The sequence below is a fragment of the Clostridium merdae genome (genome assembly GCF_900176635.1).
Classification (GTDB): domain Bacteria; phylum Bacillota; class Clostridia; order Oscillospirales; family Acutalibacteraceae; genus Faecalispora; species Faecalispora merdae.
The window spans coordinates 871,594-896,417 of record NZ_FXLN01000004.1 but is presented as its reverse complement, the minus strand read 5'-3'; the positions used below and the strand labels follow the sequence as shown (position 1 = coordinate 896,417).

The window sequence follows — 24,824 nt, the reverse complement described above, 5'->3', positions numbered from 1 at the left end:
TATATGCTTAAAGCAAATTTAAAAGATTTAGAAGAAAAATTGCAGTATCAATTTAAAAATCAGCAGTATTTAATTACCGCTATGACCCATTCCTCTTATGCGAATGAGGTGAAGTCGGCAGGACACAGCAACGAGCGTTTGGAGTTTTTGGGCGATTCTGTACTCAGCATTGTAGTGGCAGATTATCTTTTTAAACACTGCCCCAATTTACCAGAGGGAGATTTAACAAAAAATCGTGCCGCGCTGGTCTGTGAGAAGGCACTCTGCGGTTTTTCTCGTCAGCTAGGTCTAGGGGATTACCTTTTGCTTAGCCGAGGGGAACAGAACTCCGGTGGGCGGCAGCGGGCGTCCATCCTTGCAGATGCGTTTGAGGCCCTCATAGCCGCCATTTATCTGGATGCTGGGATGGAAAAGGCAAGAGAGTTTATTCTGCGTTTTGTTTTACCTGTACTGCAAACCTCGAGGCCAAAGGCGTTTAAAGATTATAAAACCGCTTTGCAAGAAATCATTCAGCAAAACCCGGAAGAGCAGCTGGAATATGTGCTCATTGGAGAAAGCGGCCCCGACCACGATAAGCACTTTACCGTGGAGGTTTGCCTCAACAGCAATGTGATTGGTAAAGGCGGCGGGCGCAGTAAAAAGGAAGCCGAACAGCAAGCGGCAAGAGAAGCACTGGAGCTGATGGGCTATTGAAGCACGTAAATATAGCTATATTCGTGCCCCACGCAGGTTGCCCGCAGCATTGTTCCTTTTGCAGCCAGAACAGCATTACTGGTAAAGATCGATTACCAACACCGGATGAGGTTCGAGCGACACTCAAAATAGCCAAAGAAAATCTAAAAGAAAAAAGTTGTTTCGCCGAAATTGCTTTTTTCGGCGGCAGCTTTACAGCAATTAATCGTGGCGATATGCTCGCACTGCTGGAAGCCGCCGCTCCTTGTGTATGGGATGGCGATTTTTCAGGCATTCGCATTTCCACCCGGCCGGACGCAATTGATGAAGAGGTGCTCACACTGCTCAAGCATTATGGCGTAAGAACGATTGAGCTTGGCGCACAGAGCATGAACGACACCGTGCTGCGAATGAACCGCAGAGGACATATAGCGGAGCAAGTATGCGAGGCATCGCATCTGATACACAATGCGGGCTTTTCCCTTGGTCTACAAATGATGACCGGCTTATGGGGAGATACTGCCGCCGGTGCGCTGCAAACAGCGCAAGAATTTGCTAAGCTGAAACCAGATTGTGTACGCATTTATCCAACGATTGTAATGAAAGGTACAGAGCTTGCACAACGCTACCGCACCGGTGAGTACCTTCCCATGAATTTGGAGGATACGGTGGAGCTATGCTGTGAGCTGCTCGAGTTTTTCGAGGCGAATTCTATTCCGGTCATCCGCCTGGGGCTGCATAGCTCACCTGAAATGCAGCAAAACCAGATTGCAGGGCCGTGGCACCCGGCGTTTCGCGAGCTTTGCGAGAGCAGGTTGTTTTTGCGTCGTCTTCTGCTTTTTTTCCAGCAGGAGCGAATTTTGCCGGGTGATGTCGAAATACATGTAGCACCGCAGTGGGTTTCGAAAGCGGTAGGGCAAAGCCGATGTAATCTACAAGAGCTTGTCAAATTAGGCTATTCGGCGAAAATCATTTCGGATATATCCGTACAACCCTCCAAGTTTATCGTTCATCCCTCACTTATATAACGAAAGCAGGTGAACACGAGTGCTGTTAAAGTCTTTGGAGCTGCAAGGCTTTAAAACCTTTCCCGATAAAACCGTATTGCAGTTTGACCGAGGTATCACCGCGGTTGTGGGGCCAAACGGCAGCGGAAAAAGCAATGTTAGCGATTCCATCCGCTGGGTACTGGGGGAACAGTCAGCCCGCGTGCTCCGCTGCTCCAAAATGGAGGATGTAATCTTTGGTGGTACCCATGCGCGCAAGGCGCAAGGCTACGCTGAAGTAACGCTCACCTTTGACAATACCGACCGCCAGCTTGCGTTCGACAGTGACCAGGTTGCCGTTACCCGCCGGTATTACCGCTCTGGTGAAAGTGAATATATGCTCAATAAAAATACAGTTCGCCTGCGCGACATTCATGAGCTTTTTATGGATACTGGCATGGGGCGTGACGGCTATTCGATGATTGGGCAGGGTAAAATCGATAGTATTGTTGCTGCACGCAGTGAAGACCGGCGCGAAATATTTGAAGAAGCCGCGGGAATCTCCCGCTTTCGTTACCGTAAGGGAGAGTCCGAAAGGCGTTTACAGCAGGCTCAAGAGAACCTGGTGCGTTTGCACGATATTTTCTCGGAGCTGGAAGCCCGAGTTGGCCCTTTGCGTGAGCAGGCGGAAAAAGCAAAGCAGTTTTTAGAGTATGCCGAAGAAAAGCGCACGCTTGAAATTGGCTTATGGCTTAACACATTGGGGCGTTCCGGTAAGATTTTACGTGACTACGAGGATAAACTCTTACTAGCGCGCAGCCAACAGGAAGAACTAGATAAAAAGGCCGCCGAAGTGGAACGGCTGATTGAAGAAAATTATCAAGCAGTAAATGCCTGTACCTCCAGAATGGATGAGGCGAGAGCCCTCGCTTCCACCAAGGAGGAAGAAGCCGCCCGAAAGGACGGCGAGGCGGCCGTTTTAGAAAACGACCGGGAACATAATCGGCAGAATCAAGAGCGTATTTTAAAGGAGCTGGAGCAATCCTCTCTATCTGATGAAGATTTGCGTAAAGAAATGGATGATAAACAAAGCGAGATGCAGGATAAAGACCGCTTTGTACTCATGCAGCAAGAAGAGGTAGAGGTTGTTTCAAAACGGCTGGAAGAACTAAGAGGCTCCATGGAGCAGTATTCCGGCCAAATGGAAGAGCAAACCCGCTTGCTTGCTCAGCTTACTGCTGAAGTTTCACAGGCAAAAATACGTGAAATGACGGCGGTCACCGCAGTTGCGGAAATTGAACTGCGCCGTGCCACGGTACGGCAGGCGCTGGAAAATAGGGAAAAGCTCAAGCAAGAGCTCAAAACGAAGGAGCAGGAGTGCAGTACACTTTTGCAAAATGTAGAGGATTCCATTGCATCCTTATCGAATACGGCTCGAGGGTTTGAAATGCGGCTTGATTCCCGGCAGAAACGCTTGGAGGAAGCCAAACGCAACAGTGAACAGCTTCGGCTGGATGCCGGTGAGCAGGCGAGGCGAGTTAAGCTGCTCGAAGAGATGGAGCGAAACCTTGAGGGCTTTGCACACAGTGTAAAAACAGTAATGAAGGAAGTAGGGCATGGTAACCTAAACGGAATTCATGGCCCGGTTTCCCGACTATTGCAGGTACCTGCCGAATACGCTGTTGCGGTTGAAACAGCGCTGGGTGCTTCCATGCAAAACATTCTGGTGGAAACAGAGCAGGACGCGAAACGGGCGATTGAGCTGCTTAAAAAGAAGGATTCTGGTCGGGCAACCTTTTTGCCAATCTCCACAATTCACGGGAATCTGTTGCAGGAGCAAGGTCTTGCCGATTGCCTTGGGTTTGTGGGTGTTGCATTTTCCGTTTGTGGCTGCGATGCAAAATACGCTGGAATCATGCGTTCTTTGCTAGGGCGAATTGTGATAGCGGAGGACCTTGACAGTGCCGTTGCGATTGCAAAGCGCTATTCCTACCGTTTCCGTGTGGTGACGCTGGATGGACAGCTGGTAAACGCAGGCGGCTCACTTACCGGCGGTTCGCTGGCAAAAAATGCAGGGCTTTTAAGCCGTGCCGCACAGATGGAGCAGGCGAAAAAACAAGCTGTGTTGCTTTCACAAAAGGCAGAGGAGGCAGAAGGTGCACTCAAAGCTGCACAGACAGAATATTCTTCTGCACAGGCCTCACTCGTTACTGCGCAAGCAGAGCTGAGCACCGCTAAAGAAGACCGTGTGCATATACAGGCCGAGCATGGCCGTATCAAAGCGGAGCGGCAAACTTTGGAGAATGGCGCAAATGAGCTTGTAAAAGAGCAAGAGCAGGCCGAACAAAGACTTATGCAGCTTCATGAGCAAAAAGAGCTGGCCTTGCGTGAAGCCAAAGCGTTGGAAGAACAAATACTTTCTTTAAAAGAGAGCGTAAGCCAAATCACCGGCAACCGCGAAGAGCTGGAAAAACGTTACCAAGCATTGACGGATGCGTTGCAGGAAGCGCGCATGACGGTACTTTCTGCTCAAAAAGAAAAAGAGGCACTCGCTGCCGCCGCAATAGAGCTAGAAAACCGCCGCCAAAACTTTGCCGGTGTGGTACAGCGACTAAACGAGGAGCTAGTACAGCTAACGAATAAAGATTGTGAGCTGAAAAAGCAGGCAGAGCAGCTACGCCTGCACGCCAAGGAACTGCGGGATGCCGCAGTAGCTTCTCGTGAAAGCGTGGAAGGAATCGCAAAACAACGGGCAGAATATGAAACAAAGGCATCCCAGCTTCGGTCTCAGGAGCGGGAGCAATCCTCCTCACGCGATACCATCGGGCAAGAAATGGCTCGTTTGGAGGAACGGCGTGCCAATGTGCAAAAGGAATACGATGAAATTATCTCTCGTTTATGGGAAGAATACGAATTAACTCGGCGTGAAGCAGAAGAAATTTGCCCTCGCTTAGAAGATGTTGCTACCGCTAAGCGACGCCTCAATGAGCTAAAAGGCAAAATAAAGGCGTTAGGCACCGTGAATGTGGCAGCCGTGGAAGAATACAAAGAGGTTGCCGAGCGCTACGAGTTTATGAAGGAGCAAATTGGCGACGTAGAGAAATCGCGAGATGAACTGCGAAAGCTCATCAGTGAGCTGACTCAAAAAATGCAGGAGCTTTTCTTGCAGCGTTTTGAAAAAATTCGTCAGCATTTTTCAGAGACGTTCCGTTCGCTGTTTGGGGGAGGCTCCGCCGAGCTGACGCTCAGCCAGCCGGAGGATGTACTCACCTCTGGAATTGAAATCGCGGTTCAACCACCGGGCAAAATTGTTGCGCATTTAGAGTCTCTCTCCGGCGGTGAAAAAGCACTGGTTGCCATAGCGCTCTATTTTGCAATCATGAAAGTTAATCCACCTCCGTTTTGTGTACTCGATGAAATTGAAGCGGCACTTGATGACGTAAACGTTGACCGTTTCGCGGGCTACCTGCGCGGGATGAACCAAAACACACAGTTTATTGTAATTACACACCGCCGTGGCACCATGGAAGAGGCAGACGTACTGTACGGGGTTACCATGCAGGACGAAGGTGTTTCAAAATTGCTGGAGCTTCACGCTTCTGAAATGGAGCAAAAACTTGGGATTGGATAGCGGCACGAAGAAGCTATCAATAGAAACGGAGATATAGCCGTGTATGCACTACGATAAGGAATACAAGACCAATACCGGAGTACATGTAAAAGGAGTTTGCGATGGGATTTTTTGATAAAATCAAAGAGGGACTGAAAAAAACACGCGACAGCATAACCGGGCAAATTGACACCATGCTCAACAGCTTTACTAAAATTGATGAAGAGCTGTTTGAAGAGCTGGAAGAGCTGCTGATAATGGGAGATGTTGGCGCTGCTACGTCTGCTAAAATTTGTGAGGAGCTACGCGTTCGCGTGAAAAAGAACGGTGTTACAAACCCGGCGGACGTTCGCGGTCTCCTGCGAGAAATTGTTTCTGAAATGCTCAGCGGTGGGGAAGAACTACAGCTTAACACAAAGCCGTCTGTCATTCTCATCATCGGTGTGAACGGCGTAGGCAAAACAACCACCATCGGCAAGCTTGCCGCTAAGCTTTCGCGTGAGGGGAAGAAGGTCATCCTCGGTGCGGCAGATACGTTCCGCGCGGCGGCAATCGACCAGCTTCAGGTGTGGGCAGACCGTGCCGATGTTCCGATGGTAAAGCATGCGGAGGGCTCTGACCCCGCGGCAGTGGTGTTCGATACCATTGCGGCTGCCAAAGCACGCGGTATGGATGTGGTGATTTGTGATACTGCCGGGCGCCTGCATAATAAGAAGCATTTGATGGATGAGCTTGCGAAAATCAGCCGTATCATTGACCGTGAATTGCCGGAGTGTGACAAAGAGGTTCTTTTGGTGCTCGACGCAACAACTGGGCAAAATGCCGTGAATCAGGCAAGAGAGTTTCAGCTTGCAGCAGGCCTTACAGGTATTGTGCTCACAAAGCTAGACGGTACTGCACGTGGTGGTGTGGTTCTGCCCATCCGGCAGGAGCTTGGCTTGCCTGTAAAGCTCATTGGTCTTGGTGAAAAAATAGATGATTTGCAGCCGTTTGAAGCGGACGATTTCGCGGCGGCATTGTTTGAGAGGGAAGAAGAATGACATTTGTAATCGCAACACACAATGCAAAAAAACTTAAAGAGCTAAGGCGTATTTTAGTGCCCTTGGGTTTTGATGCAATCATTCGCGAGGATTTGCCCGAGGTGGAAGAAACCGGAACTACGTTTGAAGAGAATGCTTTGCTCAAAGCGGAATCTGCTTGCAAAGAAACCGGAATGCCTGCCATTGCAGATGATTCCGGCCTTGTGGTAGACGCGCTTGACGGCGCACCCGGCGTGTATTCGGCACGCTATGCAGGCGAGGGTGCAACCGACAAGCAGCGTTATGAAAAGCTGTTAAACGAGCTTGAGGCAGTTCCTACAGAAAAAAGAACCGCACGTTTCGTAAGTGCGGTTTGCTGTGTGTTTCCGGATGGTAAGGTGCTTACCGCAGAGGGTGCTTGTGAGGGTAAAATCGCGTATGCACCAAAGGGAGAGGGCGGTTTTGGTTATGACCCCGTTTTCCTTGTAGGGGAGCAATCCTATGCAGAAATGACAGCAGAAGAAAAAGACAGCATCAGCCATCGTGGTCTTGCGCTTTCTAAATTAGCGCAGGAACTGGAAAATTGGAAGAAAAACGGTTAAAATAAAGGAGTATATGGAATGATTACTAGTAAGCAGCGGGCGTATCTTCGTTCTTTGGCAAACTCGATTGACACGATTTTAATGATTGGCAAGGACGGAATGAGCAGCGATATTGAAAAGCAGGCAGACGATGCGCTCACCGCTCGTGAACTGATTAAGGGCAAGGTGCTGGAAAGCGCTGGTATGACTGCCCGTCAGGCAGCAGATGAGCTTGCGACTCCTCTCTCTGCGGAAGTGGTGCAGGTGATTGGCAGCAAGTTTATTCTCTACCGTAAAAACCACAAGGAGCCCAAAATTGTTCTACCAAGAGCTCCTAAAAAATAATGGGTCACAGAATACTTGATTTTATCTTTAGAACTGAATTTTTCCCATCCATTACAGGGAAAAGTAAAGGAGCGGAATCGAGTTGTGTTTCAAAACAGAAGTGCCCATGAAAAAGCTGGCTGTATTTGGCGGAACCTTTAATCCCATTCATAACGGGCATTTGCATTTGGTTCAGGGCTTTCAGGAGCGTTTGGGGATTGACCGTGTGATGCTGATACCGTCTCTTGTGCCGCCGCACAAGGCTGCAGAGGATTTGGCAAACGCCAACGATCGCCTCACAATGTGCCGTTTGGCGGCGCAGCCGCATGGGCTTGAGGTGTCGGACATCGAACTGCACCGCAAGGGACCAAGCTACACGGTAGACACTTTGCGCCAGCTACACCATGCTTACCCAGATACCGAGCTTTACCTCTTGATGGGAGCCGATATGTTCTTAACCTTGGAGCAGTGGCGAGAATACAAAACATTGTTCCGGCTGGCGCGAATGTGTGCAGTCCCACGAGACGAAAATGGGAAAGATGAGCTTTTGTGGTATGCTGAAAAGCTAAATGCTCTGGGTGCAAAAACACATGTGGAGGAACTGCCACTTTTACCAATTTCATCTACATTGGTGCGGGAGCGAGTCAAGCAAAGTCTTCCCATAGCGGATTTGGTTCCAAAGGCTGTGGAGGATTATATTTTTCAGCATCATTTATACGGGGGGAATTCCAATGGATGAAAAACAGTATGAAGAAATCGTTCGCAGCCGCCTGTCGGAGAAGCGTTTTATACACAGCATGAATGTTGCAAAGGCAGCAGAGGAGCTTGCAGTACAAAACGGAGCTGACCCGCAAAAGGCCAGACTAGCCGGTGTTCTTCACGATATTATGAAGGAAGCCCCACCCGAGGAGCAGTTGAAAATCATGGAAAGCTCTGGTATAATGCTCACAGATGTAGAGCGTTCTGCACCCAAGCTTTGGCATGCCATGGCCGGTGCCGCGTACCTTCAAAAGGTGCTGGGTATTGAGGATGCCGAGGTGGTGAACGCGGTGCGCTACCACACCACCGGGCGAGCCAATATGTCTGCGCTTGAAAAAATTGTGTTTGTAGCAGATTTCATTTCAGATGAGCGCGATTACGATGGTGTACAGGAGCTTCGTGAAGCAGCGCACCATGGTTTGCAGGATGCTGTCATGGCAGGGCTTATATTTACGATACAAGATTTATCGCAGAATCAAAAACCGATTCATCCTGATAGTTTAGCCGCATATAACGCAGAGATTGTTGCACGCGGCAAGTAATACAAATTTGATTATAGAAATGGTGGTTACCAGATGACGGCATTAGAGCTGGCCCAAAAGGCCGCAGTTATTTTAGACAACAAAAAGGCCGATGAACTGAAGGTGCTTGGGATTCAAGAGCTTTCTGTTCTGGCAGATTATTTTGTGCTGGCTACCGGTACGAGCAGCACGCATGTAAAGGCTTTGGCTGACGAAGTGGAGTTTCAGCTGAAAGAAAACGGTATTATGGCAGACCACGTTGAGGGCTACCGCTCCAATGCTTGGATTCTTCTGGATTACGGTCATGTGGTCATTCATGTATTTACCGGCGAAGCACGCCAATTTTATGATTTAGACCGCCTGTGGAAAGACGCAGAAACAATTAGTCTTGATTTTTTGAGCCAAGCGGAATGAGGGGGAGCACCAAGTGAAATACGAACATAAGCCGATTGAGGCACGGTGGCAGAAAAAGTGGGAAGAAGCAGGGGTTTTTCATGCTTCCACATCTACAGAGAAGCCGAAGTTTTATGCGTTGATTGAGTTTCCGTATCCGTCGGGACAAGGGCTTCATGTTGGGCACCCGCGCTCTTACACAGCGCTCGATATTGTGTCGCGTCGTCGCAGAATGATGGGCTATAATGTACTGTACCCCATTGGCTGGGACGCCTTTGGCCTGCCGACGGAAAACTTTGCAATTAAAAACCATGTTCACCCGGCAATTGTTACCGAGAAAAATATTGCCCGCTTTAAGCAGCAGCTTCAAGCGTTGGGCATTTCGTTCGATTGGTCCAGAGAGATTAACACGACGGACCCCTCCTACTATAAATGGACGCAGTGGATTTTCTTGCAGATGTTCCACCGTGGTCTCGCCTATAAAAAAGAGATGTCTGTAAACTGGTGCACCTCGTGCAAATGTGTTCTCGCTAATGAAGAAGTGGTAAACGGTGTATGTGAGCGTTGCAGCAGTGAGGTTGTTCATAAGGTGAAATCGCAGTGGATGCTCAAGATTACCGAGTATGCACAGCGCCTTGTAGACGATTTGGATTTGGTGGATTACCCTGACCGTGTAAAGGCACAGCAAAGAAACTGGATTGGTCGTTCCACCGGTGCGGAGGTTCGTTTTGGTACCAGTCACGGGGAAGAGCTGACTATTTATACTACAAGACCCGACACACTCTACGGTGCAACTTATATGGTGCTTTCTCCCGAGCATCCTTATTTGGAAACTTGGGCACAGAGCCTTCAAAATCTGGATGAAATTCATGCTTACCAGCAGGCAGCGGCGAAAAAATCCGACTTTGAGCGAACTGAGGTAGCAAAAGAGAAAACCGGTGTTCGTTTGCAAGGTGTAACCGCAACAAACCCGCTAACGGGGAAAGAGATTCCCATCTTCATTTCCGATTATGTTCTGGTTTCTTACGGTACCGGTGCCATTATGGCCGTTCCCGGGCACGATACCCGCGATTGGGAATTTGCAAAGAAATTCAATCTTCCCATTGTTGAAGTGGTTAAGGGCGGCAATGTGGAAGAAGAAGCATTTACCGATTGTGATACCGGCATCATGGTCAATTCCGGCATATTAGACGGCTTGACCGTGGAAGAAGCCAAAAAGAAGATTATCGAATACCTTGCCGAAAAGGGCATTGGTGAGCAAAAGGTAAACTTTAAGCTACGCGACTGGGTGTTCTCCCGCCAGCGGTATTGGGGCGAGCCCATCCCGATTGTGCACTGTGATAAATGCGGTTATGTTGGTTTGCCGGAAAGCGAGCTGCCCTTGACTCTTCCGGAGGTAAAATCCTATGAGCCAACCGACAATGGCGAATCACCTCTGGCTCACATGACAGACTGGGTAAATACCACTTGCCCGCATTGCGGCGGTCCAGCTAAACGCGAAACGGATACCATGCCCCAATGGGCAGGTTCTTCGTGGTATTTCCTGCGCTATATGGATCCCCATAATACAGAGGCTCTGGCCAGCAAAGAGGCACTCGAGTATTGGTCACCGGTTGATTGGTATAACGGTGGCATGGAGCACACAACGCTTCATTTGCTGTATAGCCGTTTCTGGCATAAATTCTTATATGACATAGGCGTGGTTCCCACTGCTGAGCCCTATGCCAAGCGCACCAGCCACGGTATGATTTTGGGCGAAAACGGCGAGAAGATGAGTAAATCGCGCGGCAATGTTGTGAACCCAGATGTGATTGTGGACGAGTATGGTGCAGATACCATGCGCCTATACGAAATGTTCATTGGTGACTTTGAAAAAGCCGCGCCATGGAACACCGCTAGCATCAAAGGCAGCCGCCGATTCTTAGAGCGTTATTATGCCTTAGTTGAACGTATGGTTCCGGGTGATACAATTACCCCCGCGCTGGAGCATGCGTTCCATAAAACAATCAAAAAGGTCGGCGAGGATGTTGAAGGCCTGAAGTTTAATACGGCAATCGCTGCTTTGATGGCTCTCATCAACGATATTTCTGATGTTGGTTCCATTAACCGCGAAGAACTGCGTGTGTTTACCTTGCTTTTGAATCCCTTTGCACCGCATATCACCGAAGAGGTGTGGGAGCAGGCAAAGCTTGGTTCTGGTTTTGCTTCGGAGCAAAGCTGGCCGAAGTATGAGGAAGAAAAATGCCAGGAAAGTACAGTTGAAATTGCTTTGCAGGTGAGTGGCAAGGTTCGTGCCCGCGTTGAAATTCCCGTAGATTTTACAAAAGAGCAGGCAGTAGCAGCGGCAAAAGAGCAAGAAAAAATTGCGGCAGAGCTTGCTGGTAAGCAGATAGTAAAAGAAATTTATGTACCGGGTAAGCTGGTAAATATTGTAGCAAAATAATTACTATTTGCAAAGAATATAAAAACACCGCTTGTTTTAAAGAAATAAAAGTATCTAAAATTTATAGGTAATTCGGTGGTTCATTGATGTTGCCGATAAAAAATGTAGATTTTTGCTTTATAGAATTTTCTTTCAGCAGCACAACAGCCTCTTTTTGGCCGAAGTGCTGCTGTTTCTTTGTATGAACACCATAGTATATGAGAGAAAAAATGCTTTTCTATTCTTTCTGCAGCGTGTATAATAGTACAGAAATCGCAGGATGGTGAGGTTGTGTGCAGAAGGCAGCCGAATGATGTTCTGTTGCTCTAGGTTCGCAAAATTGGAGATTAGTAAGGATTGTGGAACAGTTATGGAAAAAAACACATTAAAAAAATCAATAACGATTGTAGAAGCAATGGCAATCGTTGTGGGAATGATCATTGGGTCCGGCATTTTCTTAAAACCCGGTATTGTTCTAAACAATGCAGGCAGCCCAGCAATGAGTATCGCCGCTTGGGTAGTAGGTGGCATCATCACGCTGGCTTCGGCACTGTCAGTTGCTGAAATTGCATCGGCTATACCAAAGTCAGGCGGACTTTACACCTATTTGGAAGAGCTCTACGATGAGAGAGCTGGGTTTATGCTTGGCTGGGTTCAAACTGTTATTTCATACCCGGCATCTGTTGCGGCACAGGCGATTGCATTTTCTATTTATGCTGCTTATTTTATTCCGATTAGCGGCATTCAGCAAAAGCTGTTGGCGGCAGGTGTTTTGGCATTTATTTTGGTTATGAATATTTTATCTACTAAATGCGGTGGTATCATTCAAACTCTTGCAACGGTCGGCAAGTTGATTCCCATTGTTGCCATTATCGGGGTAGGGCTGCTTTCTCCCAGTATTCCGGGATTTGCAGGCTCGACTCAGCAAGCGTTGCAAGGAGCAGGCTTTGGTGCTGCCATTTTGGGTACCTTATGGGCTTATGATGGCTGGATCGGTGTTACCAATATGGCAGGTGAGCTGAAAAATCCATCGAAAACACTGCCAAAGGTTATCTCCATTGGGGTGCTGTTTGTAATTGCGGTATACGCTCTCTTTAATGTGGCGATTTTTCGTGCACTTCCGCTCGAGCAGATTGTATCTTCTCCCACACCGGGAGCTGATGCGGCAGATGTTCTGTTCGGTGAAGGCGGAGCAACCTTTATTACCGCAGGCATAATGATTTCTGTGTTTGGTGCGCTCAACGGATATTTGATGACGGCGGCTCGAGTACCTCAGGCAATGGGCGAAAGAGGGCAGCTTCCGTTCTCCAGAATCCTGGGAGAAGTTCACCCTAAACTGCGTACCCCGGCAAATGCTCTCATTTTCCAAAGCATTCTTGCACTGGTATATATACTTACCGGAACATTTAATACCCTCACCGATTTATTGGTGTTCGTGTTATGGATTTTCTTTACCATGGGCGTTTTGGGCGTATTTATTTTACGAAAAAAGCAAAAGCCCAAAGAGGGGAATTATAGAGTTCCGCTGTACCCTATCACCCCCATTATTGGTGCGGTAGGCGGCATTTACATTTTAATTAGCACACTGATGGATGCCCCGCTACGTTCCATCATCGGGTTAGGCATTACTCTGTTGGGTTTGCCCGTTTACCAATGGATGAAAAAGAAAAAAGAGAAAATAGAATGAATGTGATTTATTCCTATCAATAGAGGAAAAAAGGGGGGAGTGTCTTTGGATGGAGCTCTTCTGGGCGATATAGCCGGCTCTCGCTATGAGTTCAGCAAACCGAAAGGCTTTAATCACAAGAAAATCTCTCTGTTTGAAAATGGCTGTTTTTATACAGATGATACCGTAATGACGGTGGCAACCAAGTACGCCATTCTAAATAAGATTTCATATCGCGACGCATACGTATTGTTTGGCAAGCGTTATCCTTTGGCAGGGTATGGACCTATGTTTAAGGAATGGTTGTGTGACCACCTGCATTCCCCTTATCAAAGCCATGGCAATGGTTCTGCTATGCGGGTAAGCTTTGTGGGAGAGTATTTTAATACGGTGGAAGAAGTGGAGCTTGAGGCGAAAAAGAGCGCTGAGTGCAGCCACAACCACCCGCGGGGAATTGCCGGAGCGCAGGCAGTGGCAGTAAGTGTCTTTCTAGCGAGAAATGGCTTTTCCAAAAGAGAGATAAAAAAGCAGATTTCATCCCGCTATGGGTATCCACTAAATCGCCGGTTGCTTTTGTACAGACCCTTTTCAAAATTTGATATGAGCTGCGAAGGCTCGGTACCGCTTGCCATCCGTTGCTTTTTAGAGAGTGATTCGTGGGAGAGCAGCATACGCAATGTGCTTAGCGTTACCTGCGATACCGATACGGTGGCGTGCATTACCGGCGCTATTGCAGAGGCATATTATAAAGATACTGGCTTTGAAAACAGCCAGCTGCTTCATAAATTTTTGTATGACCCGGCTGTTTCTGAGGGGGAACAGCTGTTATACCGTTGGGCTACTGAACCATATTGTAAGGAGGATCGTGAGTGATAATATACACTTACCAGTCTGTAAGAGTGCTTCGAATATTAAAATCCGGTGAAGTATACCGCGCCCACCGCAGCCAAAAGTACGCGCATGCGTACGATTGCTTAGTCGATATGCTAAACCTGAACTGCGAGAGCCCCATTTTCGGGAATTTAAGATTCCACCGTAAAAACACGGGTGGAAGTACCTCAAACAGTGTAAAATTAATCTTAAAGGTTCCTAAAGAAAATGTATGGCTCACAGAGTATTCCGAGTGGGCAGATTTTATGTATATGCTCCAATTTACCTCTCCCAAAGATTACCACGATTTAATAGCGGGTGAGGTAGATAATATCACCAAAGAAAAGCTGCACCGAACTATCGAATCATTAAAGCATCAGCGTAGCCCTTGGGCGTACCATGTACCCCAGGCGATTCTGGAAGAAATTCGGCCCGAGTGGCTTTCCGAGTATAAAGTAAAGCTGTAATAGGCCGAGATAACTTAGCGGGTGCAGGCTTGCGGATTTGCACGGGTTAGAGATTTAGAATTGAGGGGAAGAGTAATAATATGGATAAAAAGTTGTCTTTTTCATCCTATCTGTTGGTAGGCTCTATGCTGTTTGGCTTGTTTTTTGGAGCCGGTAATCTAATATTTCCAGTTCATATGGGGCAGCTTGCGGGGGCATCCACCCCGCTGGCTACCATAGGCTTTTTGGCTACGGCAATCGGTTTGCCCTTTCTTGGGGTAATTGCAATTGGCATTTCCGGCAGCTCTGGTTTGTTCGACCTTGCCGGTCGGGTTCACCCGGTTTACGGCTATGTAATGACAATTCTGCTGTACTTAACCATTGGACCGTTCTTTGCGCTGCCCCGTACTGCTACGGTGTCTTATGAAATTGGTGTCGTACCCTTTTTGCCAAAGGAAATGCACCAGCTGGGACTCGCTGTGTTTACCCTCGTGTTTTTTGCTGTGGCTTTGGCATTTTCTATGCGCCCTAACAAGCTTTTAATGTGGGTTGGCAAGGTGTTAAACCCATTGTTTTTAGCGGTTCTGGCAATTTTGATTGTTTTGAGTGTGGTTTCTCCGATGGGCTCCGTCAGTCAAATCGCCGTTGCAGAGCCATATGTGGCTTCTCCTTTCTTTAAAGGGTTTTTAGAGGGCTACAATACCATGGATGCACTTGCCTCCTTGGCTTTTGGTATTATTGTTGTAAATAGCCTAAAAGAGCTGGGCGTAAAAAGCCCCCGCGGCATTGCGCTCGATACCATTCGTTCGGGTGCGGTCAGTGTGATATTAATGGGCTTAATCTATGCCTTTCTGGCTTACATGGGCGCAACCAGTGCGGGTAAGTTTGCTGTCTCTGAAAACGGTGGAATTGCGTTGGCACAAATTGCAAACTATTACCTTGGTACCGCAGGCAGTGTGCTTCTGGCAATCATCGTAACCGTTGCCTGCCTAAAAACTGCCATTGGTCTTATTACGGCTTGCTCACAAACTTTCTGTGAGCTGTTCCCGAACCGCCTAAGCTACCGCACATACACCATATTGTTTACTCTGGTTTCCTTACTCATTGCAAATATTGGTCTTACGCAGATTATTTCTTTGTCCATCCCTGTGCTAATGTTCCTGTATCCGCTTGCTATTTCGCTGATACTGCTTGGAATATTAAGCCCTCTGTTCCATAACCGACGTTGTGTGTATCTTATTCCGACCATATTCACGCTGTTTGCCGGCGTGGGGGATTTTCTTGCCGCATTGCCTAAGCAGCTGACCGAACAGCCTACGGTGAAAGCGATTTTGGGTGTTTATCGCGAGTCGCTTCCTTTCTTCTCGCTCGGCATGGGTTGGGTGATACCGCTTGCGGTTGGCCTAGTGGTCGGTTTTATCGTATACTTTGCGACGAAGCAAAAGAACATGGGGCAAAGAGCCTAATCATAAAAAGGAACCGGTGAAAACCGATTCTTTTTTAGACAATATAAGAAAACTGGTTTTCGTCTCAGTGCAATTTTGAAACAAGCGTATCGTTTTTAAGGCGATACGCTTGTTTTTTACTGGTATGTGAGCACTCTTGTACTGCTTTGCCGAAACCGAAGCAAAGACTAATTTCGAGCGATGCCTCTCGATGTTCGATCTGAAAAGGGGTAGGGTAAGGAAGAATTGTATGCTATAATAATCTCACAGCAAAATGAGAACGGAGCCTCGTTTACGTCATGAATATTCGATAAGTGGGAGGATGTCTATGAACTGGGAGCCGTGGACCGGTTGTTACCAAATAAGTGATGGCTGCACGAATTGTTATTTTTATGGACCACATGCAAAACATTATGGACAAAATACGATACAGAAAACGGATAAATTCGATTGGCCCATTCGAAAAAACGCAAAAGGTGACTACAATATTAAGGGGAACAAGATTCTTGCGACCTGCTTTGCAACAGACTTTTTCCTTTCGGAAGCGGATGAATGGCGTAAAGAAGCTTGGGCAATGATTAAGGAAAGAACGGATATTGACTTTTTAATTCTAACGAAACGTATTGACCGTTTTCTTGTATCCCTTCCACCCGATTGGGGCGCAGGATATGATAATGTGAATGTCGGTTGTACCGTTGAGAATCAAAAATTAGCAGATGAAAGGCTTCCGTTATTTTTATCCTATCCGATTAAGCGGCGTTTTATCGCATGCGCACCCCTTTTGGAGCAGATTGATTTATCGCCGTATCTGCATGGAGTAGACCATGTTACCGTTGGCGGTGAAACGGGACGAGATGCTCGTGAATGTGATTACGATTGGGTGCTTCATATCCGTGAACAGTGTGTAAAGGCAAACGTGACATTTTGGTTTAAAAATACAGGCTCCTTTTTTAAGCGAGACGGCGTGGTGGAAAAAATAAATCCATTTAAGCAAACTGGTTTGGCAAAAGAACTTTGTATCAATATTTTAGATGGAAAAAAATTGTTTTAATGCCTGTTTCTTTTGTCATTCAAATTAGCAAATATAATTTATAATAAAAGTGAAGCTTCGATTATCTTTTTTATAATTTCAAATTTTGAAAAATCAAAACAAATAAATGAATAGAAAAATCCACCGGTGTAACCGGTGGATTTTTATTTTCGACGAATACTTAACGGTGAATACCAAGGAAGAACAACGCGACGGTCCCGGGGCCGGAATGCGCTCCAATAACGGGGCCAACATAATTGATGAGAACCTCTTTTACATGAAAGCGTCGTAAAACTTCATCGCGTACCCATTCGGCGTCTTCTAGGCAGTCGCCGTGGCTTATGTAAATCATTTGCTTCTCGGGGTCAATCATGGTCTCTTCCATTTGGTCAACCAGTGCGCTCAGCGAAGCCTTGCGCCCGCGTGCTTTGCCTACGTTAATGAGGTGACCCTCATCATCCACGTGTAAAACTGGTTTAATTCCCAAAACCGTGCCAATTAAAGCGGTTGCGGAAGATACACGACCGCCTCTTTTTAAATGATTGAGGTCATCCACTGTAAACCAATGGCACAGCTTGAGTTTGTTTTCTTCCAGCCAATCTCGTACCTGTTCAATGCTTTTTCCGCTTTTTCTCAGCTCTACGGCATGGGCAATTAGGAGGCCTTGCCCTAAAGAAGCGCAAAGGCTGTCTACCGTGTACAGCTTGCGCTCGGGGTATTTGTCCACAAGCTCCTTTGCTGCGAGCTGCCCGGCATTATACGTATTGCTAAGCCCGGAAGAGAAAAGAATGCACAATACATCCTTTCCCTGTTTCAGCAGCGTCTCCATCTTCTGCTGGAAGGTTCCCATATTCACTGCTGCGGTCGTGCATAAAGCCTCGTTCCTTAATTGCTCGTAAAACTCATGAAAGCTAATGCTACGGCCATCCAAATCATTTAAAAACTCCTGCTCCCCTAAATGTACGGAGAGGGGCAACACCTCAAGCTCCCATTTTTGGGCGAGCTCAGCGGGTAAATCACAGCAGGAATCTGTTAAAATTACAAAATCATTCATGGAAAAAATACCTCATTTCCAATTCTTTTCTTCCATAAAAACAATAAACTGCATTGTTTTAAGTTATGATAAATTGATAGTACTAATTGGTCTTTCGTTGCGTGTGCAGTCTAAAAAAGCTTAAAAAAAACACCCTGCTTGTGGTTTCACTAAGCCGATGCTTTTCTGCTCAAAGTAAACCAAAGCCCACTTTTGCAATGTGTTATTATTATAGCATGTACTGCCAATATTTGCAAATTTTAAACAAAGCCGAAAGAAGCGCTTGACAAACGAAAGAGATAGTTGTATTATTGTATTAATCCACTAGTACAATAATACAGACGGAGGTGAAATAGGAATGAATTGGGACCTGAAGTCTGACAGACCAATTTATTTTCAGTTGATAGAACAGATTGAACTGAGAATTGTTTCTGGTATATACCCACCAGGTTCTCGGCTACCGTCAGTAAGAGATATGGCAACGGAAGCGTCTGTAAACCCGAATACCATGCAAAGAGCACTTGCGGAGCTCGAAACACAGGGGTTGTTATATTCACAAAGAACAAGCGGCAGGTTTGTTACGGAAGATGAGGAGGCTATTAAAACCATGAAATATTCTTTAGCACAGAACATTATTAAGGAGTTCATGGAAAAAATGAGCTCTCTGGGGTACGACTTCCAGCAAACGATTACATTGCTTGAGCAGATGAAGGAGGAGAGGTTGTAATGGAACCGATTTTACAGTGTAAAAACCTAACCAAGGTTTTTCCCGGTAAAGTTGCGCTGTCTGGTGTGAACTTAGAGATTGGGCGCGGCAGAATTGTTGGTCTACTTGGCCCGAACGGCAGTGGTAAAAGCACATTGATTAAGCTGTGCAACGGCCTGTTAACCCCAACCAATGGGGATTTGTTAATCGATGGAAATGCACCGGGAATTGAAACAAAGCGGATTGTTTCGTATTTACCGGAGCGCACCTATCTAAATGATTGGATGACCGTTCGCAACTTGGTAGATTTCTTTGATGATTTTTACGTTGATTTTGATAAAGCAAAAGCATACGACATGTTTCAGCGGTTAGATATTAAGAGTGATGCAAGGCTTAAGACCATGTCGAAAGGAACAAAAGAAAAGGTTCAGTTAATATTGGTTATGAGTCGTAATGCTTCTCTTTATTTGCTGGATGAACCCATTGGCGGTGTAGACCCAGCTGCACGAGATTATATTTTAAATACCATTATCTCAAATTACAGTGAGAATGCAACCGTAATTATTTCAACTCATTTAATTAGTGATGTAGAGAAGGTTCTGGATGATATCATTTTTATTAATCAGGGCTCAATTGCGCTTGCCTCCTCCGTTGAAGAGATTCGTGAGCAAAACAATAAATCGGTAGATGAGTTGTTCCGGGAGGTGTTTCGATGCTAGGACGGTTGCTGAAATACGAAATTAAATCTACGGCGCGCATTTACCTTCCTTTGTACCTGCTGCTGTTTTTAATGGCAGTGATTAATCGAGTGTTTATTTCGATTAACTCTGAAACTCTTGAGACTCCCTTGGTTATTTCTATGATGGCGTATGTCTCAATTATCGTTGCAATCTCCGTAATTACTCTGGTAGTAACCATTCAGCGCTTTTATAAGAACCTATTAACGGATGAAGGCTACCTGATGTTTACACTGCCCGTAAGTGTGGATGCCAATATCCTCAGTAAGCTGCTGGTTGCAACTCTTTGGAATATTACCAGTGCAGTCGTTTCTGTATTTTCGGTATTGGTATTGGCACTTGATCAAGAATCAATTGGTGAGTTTGCTGAAATGTGGAGGGAAATACTCGAATTCATTTCTCAAATGAATTCTTCGGTTTCTGTAATCATATTCCAGTCGATTGTACTCATTTTACTCTCAATACTAGTTGCTGTTTTAAATATGTATGTTGCAATGGCAATCGGACATTTGGTGCAAAAGCATCGAGTTGCTGGTTCCCTGGGAGCATTCTTTTTGATTGGGCTAGCTGAGCAGATTATTATGACTCTGTTTATTGAAATTTCCTCTAAAAGCGGATGGTTCAAATTTCTCAACGGAATGAGCCCAGCAGGTCAAATTCAGTGGGTGCTCTGGGCGATGATTGTTGGAGTACTCATTCTGGGTGCTATCTTCTATTACGGAACGAGATATATTTTGAAAAACAAATTGAATCTGGAATAATCAGCGCAAATAAAATCCCTCCCGCTACCGGGAGGGATTATTTATTGTAGATTAACCATCGGTACACAGCCGGTGGAACGGAAAAAATTTAGCATGGAAAAGGACAAAAACTGCACTAGCCATTGCAATGACCGCCGGTAATGGAGTGTTATACTCTCTTATGAAAAGCCATTTGATGATGTCGGTGTTTTTTTATTGAATGAATCTTTCTGGTTAAGACTGGTAGAATTCTTAAGTTTTCTCATTTTGGTTGCGTAAGAAGAATGCATGGGGTATAATCGAAAAGAAAGCGGCTTTTTGCCGGAATCTGTATTATTTATTTGTAGTTTATTGGGAGAAAAGTACGTGCATACAGCGTAGAACGAATGAATAAGGAAGAAGATTAATTAGAAACCAGAGAGGGAAATAAGGAATGAAACGAATGAATACAACGCTAACCAAACGCATTTTTTCAGTGTTACTTTCAGTTGCGGTTACCTCCGCAGCGTTTATTCATATGGTGCCGGCGGCAATGGCGGCACAGGCCACAACGTTAGATAGCTTAAACGTTCGCTCTGGCCCGGGCACAAACTACCAAATCGTAAAAACCATTAGCAAGGGTACAACGGTAGAAACCTTGGATTCCGGTGCTTCTGGCTGGTACAAAATCAAATTGCAGGATGGAACACAGGGCTATTGCAGCTCGCAATATATCTCTACGCTGTCTTCCGGTGGCTCCAGCAGCTCCGGCAGCAGTGGTTCAACCTCGAGTGGGTCATTCTCTACCTATGGCACGTTAACGCTTGATACACGTAGCTACACCATGGCTCCGGGCAATATCTATGATTTTCGGGCAAAGGTTGAAGGAATGGGACTTACGCAGGCAGATGTAAAAGTGTATTCCTCCCGAACTGGAATTGCGTCTATTTCCCGTGTTGCCGGTACGGACAAGTACCGTGTAACGGCAAAAGGGGAAGGCGTTTGCTATGTAATGGCAGAGGTTGCCGGAGTGCACGCCTCGATTAAGATAACCGTGAAGAAAGGCGTAAAGGCTTTTGGAGAATCCACCCGTTCCATATCTTTATTGGGGAATCATCCAAACAGGCCTACGGATGGCAATTCTTCCTCCGGTGGCAATTCCTCTTCTGGCGGTCAGACCACAGCTATCACATTAGATACGAAAAGCTACCAGTTTGCCTCGGTTGGTAAGGTGTATCAGTTCTTGGCAAAAGGAATTGCAAAGGGGAGCAGCCCAACCGTATCTTCTTCCAATTCTTCTGTGGTCAGTGTATCGCTGAAAAACGCCAACGATTCCCGCGGATATCTATATGAGATTAAGGCGGTTTCGGCTGGCACAGCAGTCATTACCGTAAGCAACGGTAATGCGTCTGCTCAAATGACCGCTACTGTGCCGGGTTCTAATAACTCGGGTAATTCGGGAGGGAACACTGGCCCATTAACGCTAGACACCTCTAGCTATTCGTTTACATCGGTTGGTCAGGTCTATCAGTTTTTAGCAAAGGGGATTGTAAAAGGCAATAATCCTACTGCAACTTCCTCCGATTCCTCAGTGGTGAGTGTATCGCTAAAAAATGCAAATGATTCCCGAGGATATCTGTATGAGATTAAAGCGGTTTCAGCCGGCTCGGCGGTGATTACTGTAACCAATGGAGGGTACACGGCATTTTTATCGGCTACCGTACCGGGCTCCGGTGGGAGCAATGGTAATAATTCAAATAATGGAAACAACGGAACCGGCGGGAATGACTCCTCCACCATTACTGGTGCAAGAACGACCACTAGTGTAAATTTACGCAAAGAACCCAATACAAACTGCTCTATTTTGGCGCTACTGAGCTCAGGTGTGGTTGTTGATGTTCTAAATACGACTGCTTACCCGGGATGGACGCAGGTGAAAACGAGCAGCGGTGTAGTCGGGTACTTATCGAATGACTACATAGAGTATTTGTATGGGGGAGAGAGTACGGTATCCGGCCTGCGGATTTCGCATTCATCCGGTACGATACCTATGGGCAAAAGCTATTATGTGACGGCTTCGGTAAATCCCTCCGGTACTCCCGTCACTTGGACCTCGAGCAATACGAACGTAGCGACCGTGAGCAACGGCTTTATATATGGCAACCAGCCTGGCAGTGCGGTTATTACAGCCCGAGCAGGCTCAAGCACGGCTACCTGCAATGTAACCGTATCGGCGGCAGAGCCGGTAAAAACCGCGTATACCACACCGAACTTAGCAAGTATTGGTCAGCAGGTAGAGTTGGTAGCAGTAACGGATAATACCCGCTCTGCGGTTCGATTTGTCGTAACCATGAATGATGGTTCAAAGAAAACATATGATGTAAGCAGCTTTACCGCTGAGAGCTCTACGAATGGAAACTTGGCACCAAACAATACTCGTGTTTGGAAGACCGCTGTTTCATTCTCTACACCCGGTACCTACCAGGTGGCGGTTTATTCTGCAACTGGTGGCTCTAATTATAGCAGCACGGGAGTTACCACCAGCAGCTATGTTGTGAGCACACAGGAGAAAACGACGTCGTCGCGCGAAAATAGACGCGTTAGCAATGAGATGCTAACGTTAATAGGAAAGTGGGAGGGTTACAGCGCAGCGGTTTATCCCGATACTCTCGCTAATAATATTCCAACCATCGGCTATGGGCAAACCTTCCCTGCGGGTACGCTGTTCTACAACAACCAAACCAAAACAGAAGCATGGTCACAGCTTTTGAACACGGTAAACGGCTCTTATACGCAGCAGGTCAACACCTTCCTTGCCAATAATAACATAAAGGCAAATCAGCAGAATTTTGACGCTATGGTGAGCTTCTCTTATAACGTAGGAGCGGGCTATTGGAACGGCAACAGTGCGTTTGATATTCGTGAAATCATGCTTAATTCCGTTGCGCCGCCATCGGTATACGGTTCGCTTTCCGCAATGGCAACACTAAACTTTGATTTGTATCCATCCCCCAGTTCAGCGGGTGGAAGATTGACGGAGGTTGCGGCTTCAACCTCATTGCAAGTGCTGCAAACGATGACAGAAGCTTCTACAAAGTCCGTTTGGTACCAGATTCAGGTTCCGGATGGAACGGTGGGCTGGGCACGTTCCGGTTACATCCGCTTTGATAATGCCGCAAGCATGCAGCGAGATTTGGCCTATACGGATGCTCACGCCATTGCAACCGAGTGGCTGCGTTGGAACCAAGCGGGTGGCAAGGTGTATGCGGGTCTTGTGTACCGCCGTTTGGGCGAAGCAAAGGTATTTACCTTTGGCAATTACGACGAGGCGGACAGTGCCAGCTACAACTACAAAAAGAACACCTATGGATTTAAATACCCTGTTTCTGCACAGCCCTATGAACAATAATTAATGTAATAAATCCGCCCCATCTATTCGCTTAGAGGGGGTGGATTTTTTATAATTGGATAATAGAAAAAGACCCGTAAAGGCAGCAGTACAAGCGCTTACGGGTCTTTTTAAGTAAGGAAATTATTTTCCGTTCAATTCCGATTCATTATCGTCATCGTCTTCACCATCATCTATAATACAAAAATCGGTGATGAGGCGGCAGGGTTGGTTATTTTGATCCAGCCCCCAGAAGGATGGGTAAACACCATCTCCGTATCCGCTGGAAAACGCAATTACGTTCTTTTCGCTTTCCGGTAAGCAAATGTTAGCAGTAGAATAGGTATCCACATAGCTTTCTGCCAGCAAAGCGTCCATTTCTGCCCAAGTATATTTTTCGCTCTCTCTCAGCATCTTATCATATTCCATGCAGGTTTCGTAATCCGTAAACCCGCCTGTTCCGCTATCGACTCCGTAGCCGAAAAATTCATCTTCGGCTAAAGTGGCAATATCGTCTCCTACGCGCGTTGCTGTTTCAAACGACACTGGTGTGGCGTTGCTGAATCGAATCTCAGAATAAGCTACCCGTGTATCATCCCCATAATGCAGCAGGTATAAAGTTACGGGGTATTTTCCGGGAGCGACTGCTTTCTCAAAGGGTGCGGTTTCATAGAGGCACAAGGGGTCGTTGGCAACGATTTTACCGGTCGGTAAAAACAGTTCTCCTAGTGATTGCGTGGTAATCCATGTTTTCACATCTTTTTGGCTGAGAATTGATTCCATTTTATCCGAATAAAGTGCCTCAAGAAACTTGTCGTTCTGGTACATAGCTATGAACCCTTTCCGTCTGCCGTAGCAGTTTCTTTCTTTTTCTTCGGCTTTTTGCGATAGCGGTCTTCTTCACTGAAAATACACCCGCAGTATTTTTGCATATACAATTCCAATTCTCTGGCTTTTTGCTGGCCTTCCCGAAAATAGGGGCGAAAATCACGGTACAAAAACTGTACTCCATATTTTTGTGCGCTTCGTTCCATTGTCTCCCGCAGTAGCTCATGGTTCTGGTAAGGGCTAATCAGTAGAGAAGAGGTAAAGCTTTCAAAGCCGTGTTCCGCGGCATAGGAGGCTGCGGCATCCGCACGAACAGAATAGCAATACCCGCAGCGGTGGTCAAAATCGGGAGAAACGTTATGCAAAAATTCGCGCAGACCATATTCTCCTTCTAAGATTAGTTCCATTTCAATGCTCTTTGCATATTGAACCAAAGCCTCTTTGCGGCTTCGATATTCCGTAAAGGGGTGTATGTTCGGGTTAAACCAAAAGGCTACCGGCTCAATGTCTTCGCTGCGCAGTGTTTCAATACACATAATGGAACAGGGAGCACAGCAGGTATGCAGCAGTGTTTTCATAAACGTCACCTTTTTAATAAAATAAGAGAGCGAGCTTTCTTTAGCGGCTCAATTTATTCTATTATACACTGGCTTATGGTTTGATTCAATC

General features: G+C 46.5%; 22 protein-coding genes. 19 read left to right on the top strand and 3 right to left on the bottom strand.

The genetic code is table 11. From position 1 onward, the window contains the following. Positions 1-3: 3 nt before the first annotated feature. The 15 genes from rnc (at position 4) to CAN90_RS09785 (ending at position 16,765) form a co-directional block, all read left to right on the top strand. Entirely contained in the window at positions 4-693 is a 690-nt protein-coding gene (gene rnc / locus CAN90_RS09855) for a ribonuclease III (RefSeq protein ID WP_085833658.1), read from the top strand. Beyond that, entirely contained in the window at positions 690-1,700 is a 1,011-nt protein-coding gene (locus CAN90_RS09850) for an elongator complex protein 3 (RefSeq protein ID WP_085833657.1), read from the top strand. The genes rnc and CAN90_RS09850 overlap by 4 nt, the downstream gene beginning before the upstream one ends. A 19-nt stretch (positions 1,701-1,719) precedes the next feature. Then, complete coding sequence (smc, locus tag CAN90_RS09845; RefSeq protein ID WP_085833656.1) at positions 1,720-5,289, top strand: chromosome segregation protein SMC; 3,570 nt, start codon at positions 1,720-1,722, stop codon at positions 5,287-5,289. A gap of 101 nt (positions 5,290-5,390) precedes the next feature. Then, positions 5,391-6,308 carry a signal recognition particle-docking protein FtsY gene (gene ftsY / locus CAN90_RS09840; protein ID WP_085833655.1) on the top strand — a complete coding sequence of 306 codons (918 nt, stop codon included), beginning with the start codon at positions 5,391-5,393 and terminating at the stop codon, positions 6,306-6,308. Then, entirely contained in the window at positions 6,305-6,889 is a 585-nt protein-coding gene (locus CAN90_RS09835) for an XTP/dITP diphosphatase (RefSeq protein WP_085833654.1), read from the top strand. Before ftsY ends, CAN90_RS09835 begins: the two co-directional genes overlap by 4 nt. Positions 6,890-6,907: 18 nt before the next feature. Next, a complete protein-coding gene (locus CAN90_RS09830; RefSeq protein WP_085833653.1) occupies positions 6,908-7,213 on the top strand; it encodes a YhbY family RNA-binding protein in 306 nt (101 codons plus the stop codon). A gap of 82 nt (positions 7,214-7,295) precedes the next feature. Next, complete coding sequence (nadD, locus tag CAN90_RS09825; RefSeq protein WP_242953618.1) at positions 7,296-7,931, top strand: nicotinate-nucleotide adenylyltransferase; 636 nt, start codon at positions 7,296-7,298, stop codon at positions 7,929-7,931. Then, on the top strand, positions 7,924-8,493 hold the full coding sequence (gene yqeK, locus CAN90_RS09820; protein WP_085833652.1) for a bis(5'-nucleosyl)-tetraphosphatase (symmetrical) YqeK: 570 nt from the start codon (positions 7,924-7,926) through the stop codon (positions 8,491-8,493). Before nadD ends, yqeK begins: the two co-directional genes overlap by 8 nt. Positions 8,494-8,526: 33 nt before the next feature. Further along, positions 8,527-8,886: a ribosome silencing factor gene (rsfS, locus tag CAN90_RS09815; protein ID WP_085833651.1), complete on the top strand. Its 360-nt coding sequence runs from the start codon at positions 8,527-8,529 to the stop codon at positions 8,884-8,886. A gap of 13 nt (positions 8,887-8,899) precedes the next feature. Next, a complete protein-coding gene (gene leuS / locus CAN90_RS09810; protein WP_085833650.1) occupies positions 8,900-11,308 on the top strand; it encodes a leucine--tRNA ligase in 2,409 nt (802 codons plus the stop codon). Positions 11,309-11,657: 349 nt separating this feature from the next. Beyond that, positions 11,658-12,974, top strand: coding sequence for an APC family permease (locus CAN90_RS09805; RefSeq protein ID WP_085834332.1), 1,317 nt, complete (start codon positions 11,658-11,660; stop codon positions 12,972-12,974). A 45-nt stretch (positions 12,975-13,019) separates the two neighbouring features. Beyond that, positions 13,020-13,826 carry an ADP-ribosylglycohydrolase family protein gene (locus tag CAN90_RS09800; protein ID WP_085833649.1) on the top strand — a complete coding sequence of 269 codons (807 nt, stop codon included), beginning with the start codon at positions 13,020-13,022 and terminating at the stop codon, positions 13,824-13,826. Continuing rightward, the gene (locus CAN90_RS09795; RefSeq protein ID WP_085833648.1) at positions 13,823-14,290 is read left to right on the top strand and encodes a hypothetical protein; all 468 of its coding nucleotides are present in this window, start codon (positions 13,823-13,825) and stop codon (positions 14,288-14,290) included. The genes CAN90_RS09800 and CAN90_RS09795 overlap by 4 nt, the downstream gene beginning before the upstream one ends. Before the next feature lie 80 nt (positions 14,291-14,370). Beyond that, entirely contained in the window at positions 14,371-15,735 is a 1,365-nt protein-coding gene (brnQ, locus tag CAN90_RS09790) for a branched-chain amino acid transport system II carrier protein (RefSeq protein ID WP_085833647.1), read from the top strand. Between the two features lie 307 nt (positions 15,736-16,042). Beyond that, entirely contained in the window at positions 16,043-16,765 is a 723-nt protein-coding gene (locus CAN90_RS09785; RefSeq protein ID WP_085833646.1) for a DUF5131 family protein, read from the top strand. Between the two features lie 160 nt (positions 16,766-16,925). Here the strand turns inward: CAN90_RS09785 and CAN90_RS09780 are convergent, their stop codons facing one another. Beyond that, positions 16,926-17,798 carry a DegV family protein gene (locus CAN90_RS09780; RefSeq protein ID WP_085833645.1) on the bottom strand — a complete coding sequence of 291 codons (873 nt, stop codon included), beginning with the start codon at positions 17,796-17,798 and terminating at the stop codon, positions 16,926-16,928. A gap of 337 nt (positions 17,799-18,135) precedes the next feature. Between CAN90_RS09780 and CAN90_RS09775 the strand changes: the two genes are divergently transcribed. The 4 genes from CAN90_RS09775 (at position 18,136) to CAN90_RS09760 (ending at position 23,348) form a co-directional block, all read left to right on the top strand. Further along, entirely contained in the window at positions 18,136-18,504 is a 369-nt protein-coding gene (locus CAN90_RS09775) for a GntR family transcriptional regulator (protein ID WP_085833644.1), read from the top strand. After that, positions 18,504-19,202: an ABC transporter ATP-binding protein gene (locus tag CAN90_RS09770; protein ID WP_085833643.1), complete on the top strand. Its 699-nt coding sequence runs from the start codon at positions 18,504-18,506 to the stop codon at positions 19,200-19,202. Before CAN90_RS09775 ends, CAN90_RS09770 begins: the two co-directional genes overlap by 1 nt. Further along, the gene (locus tag CAN90_RS09765; RefSeq protein WP_085833642.1) at positions 19,196-19,981 is read left to right on the top strand and encodes a hypothetical protein; all 786 of its coding nucleotides are present in this window, start codon (positions 19,196-19,198) and stop codon (positions 19,979-19,981) included. The genes CAN90_RS09770 and CAN90_RS09765 overlap by 7 nt, the downstream gene beginning before the upstream one ends. 412 nt (positions 19,982-20,393) lie before the next feature. Continuing rightward, a complete protein-coding gene (locus CAN90_RS09760; protein ID WP_085833641.1) occupies positions 20,394-23,348 on the top strand; it encodes an SH3 domain-containing protein in 2,955 nt (984 codons plus the stop codon). 123 nt (positions 23,349-23,471) lie between these two features. On the opposite strand, the gene CAN90_RS09755 is transcribed toward CAN90_RS09760, so the two are convergent. Together CAN90_RS09755 and CAN90_RS09750 are read right to left on the bottom strand one after the other, a co-directional pair. After that, positions 23,472-24,155 (bottom strand): DUF4241 domain-containing protein, encoded by a 684-nt coding sequence (locus CAN90_RS09755; protein ID WP_085833640.1) that lies wholly within the window; start codon positions 24,153-24,155, stop codon positions 23,472-23,474. 2 nt (positions 24,156-24,157) lie between these two features. Further along, entirely contained in the window at positions 24,158-24,733 is a 576-nt protein-coding gene (locus CAN90_RS09750; protein WP_085833639.1) for an epoxyqueuosine reductase QueH, read from the bottom strand. Between the last annotated feature and the right edge of the window lie 91 nt (positions 24,734-24,824).

Coding starts and splice junctions, on each gene's coding strand:
- rnc (WP_085833658.1), top strand. CDS start 4: ATGCTTAAAGCAAATTTAAAAGATTTAGAAGAAAAATTGCAGTATCAA.
- CAN90_RS09770 (WP_085833643.1), top strand. CDS start 18,504: ATGGAACCGATTTTACAGTGTAAAAACCTAACCAAGGTTTTTCCCGGT.
- CAN90_RS09760 (WP_085833641.1), top strand. CDS start 20,394: ATGAAACGAATGAATACAACGCTAACCAAACGCATTTTTTCAGTGTTA.
- CAN90_RS09830 (WP_085833653.1), top strand. CDS start 6,908: ATGATTACTAGTAAGCAGCGGGCGTATCTTCGTTCTTTGGCAAACTCG.
- brnQ (WP_085833647.1), top strand. CDS start 14,371: ATGGATAAAAAGTTGTCTTTTTCATCCTATCTGTTGGTAGGCTCTATG.
- CAN90_RS09780 (WP_085833645.1), bottom strand. CDS start 17,798: ATGAATGATTTTGTAATTTTAACAGATTCCTGCTGTGATTTACCCGCT.
- CAN90_RS09785 (WP_085833646.1), top strand. CDS start 16,043: ATGAACTGGGAGCCGTGGACCGGTTGTTACCAAATAAGTGATGGCTGC.
- CAN90_RS09775 (WP_085833644.1), top strand. CDS start 18,136: ATGAATTGGGACCTGAAGTCTGACAGACCAATTTATTTTCAGTTGATA.
- CAN90_RS09755 (WP_085833640.1), bottom strand. CDS start 24,155: ATGTACCAGAACGACAAGTTTCTTGAGGCACTTTATTCGGATAAAATG.
- rsfS (WP_085833651.1), top strand. CDS start 8,527: ATGACGGCATTAGAGCTGGCCCAAAAGGCCGCAGTTATTTTAGACAAC.
- CAN90_RS09750 (WP_085833639.1), bottom strand. CDS start 24,733: ATGAAAACACTGCTGCATACCTGCTGTGCTCCCTGTTCCATTATGTGT.
- yqeK (WP_085833652.1), top strand. CDS start 7,924: ATGGATGAAAAACAGTATGAAGAAATCGTTCGCAGCCGCCTGTCGGAG.
- ftsY (WP_085833655.1), top strand. CDS start 5,391: ATGGGATTTTTTGATAAAATCAAAGAGGGACTGAAAAAAACACGCGAC.
- CAN90_RS09765 (WP_085833642.1), top strand. CDS start 19,196: ATGCTAGGACGGTTGCTGAAATACGAAATTAAATCTACGGCGCGCATT.
- CAN90_RS09835 (WP_085833654.1), top strand. CDS start 6,305: ATGACATTTGTAATCGCAACACACAATGCAAAAAAACTTAAAGAGCTA.
- CAN90_RS09805 (WP_085834332.1), top strand. CDS start 11,658: ATGGAAAAAAACACATTAAAAAAATCAATAACGATTGTAGAAGCAATG.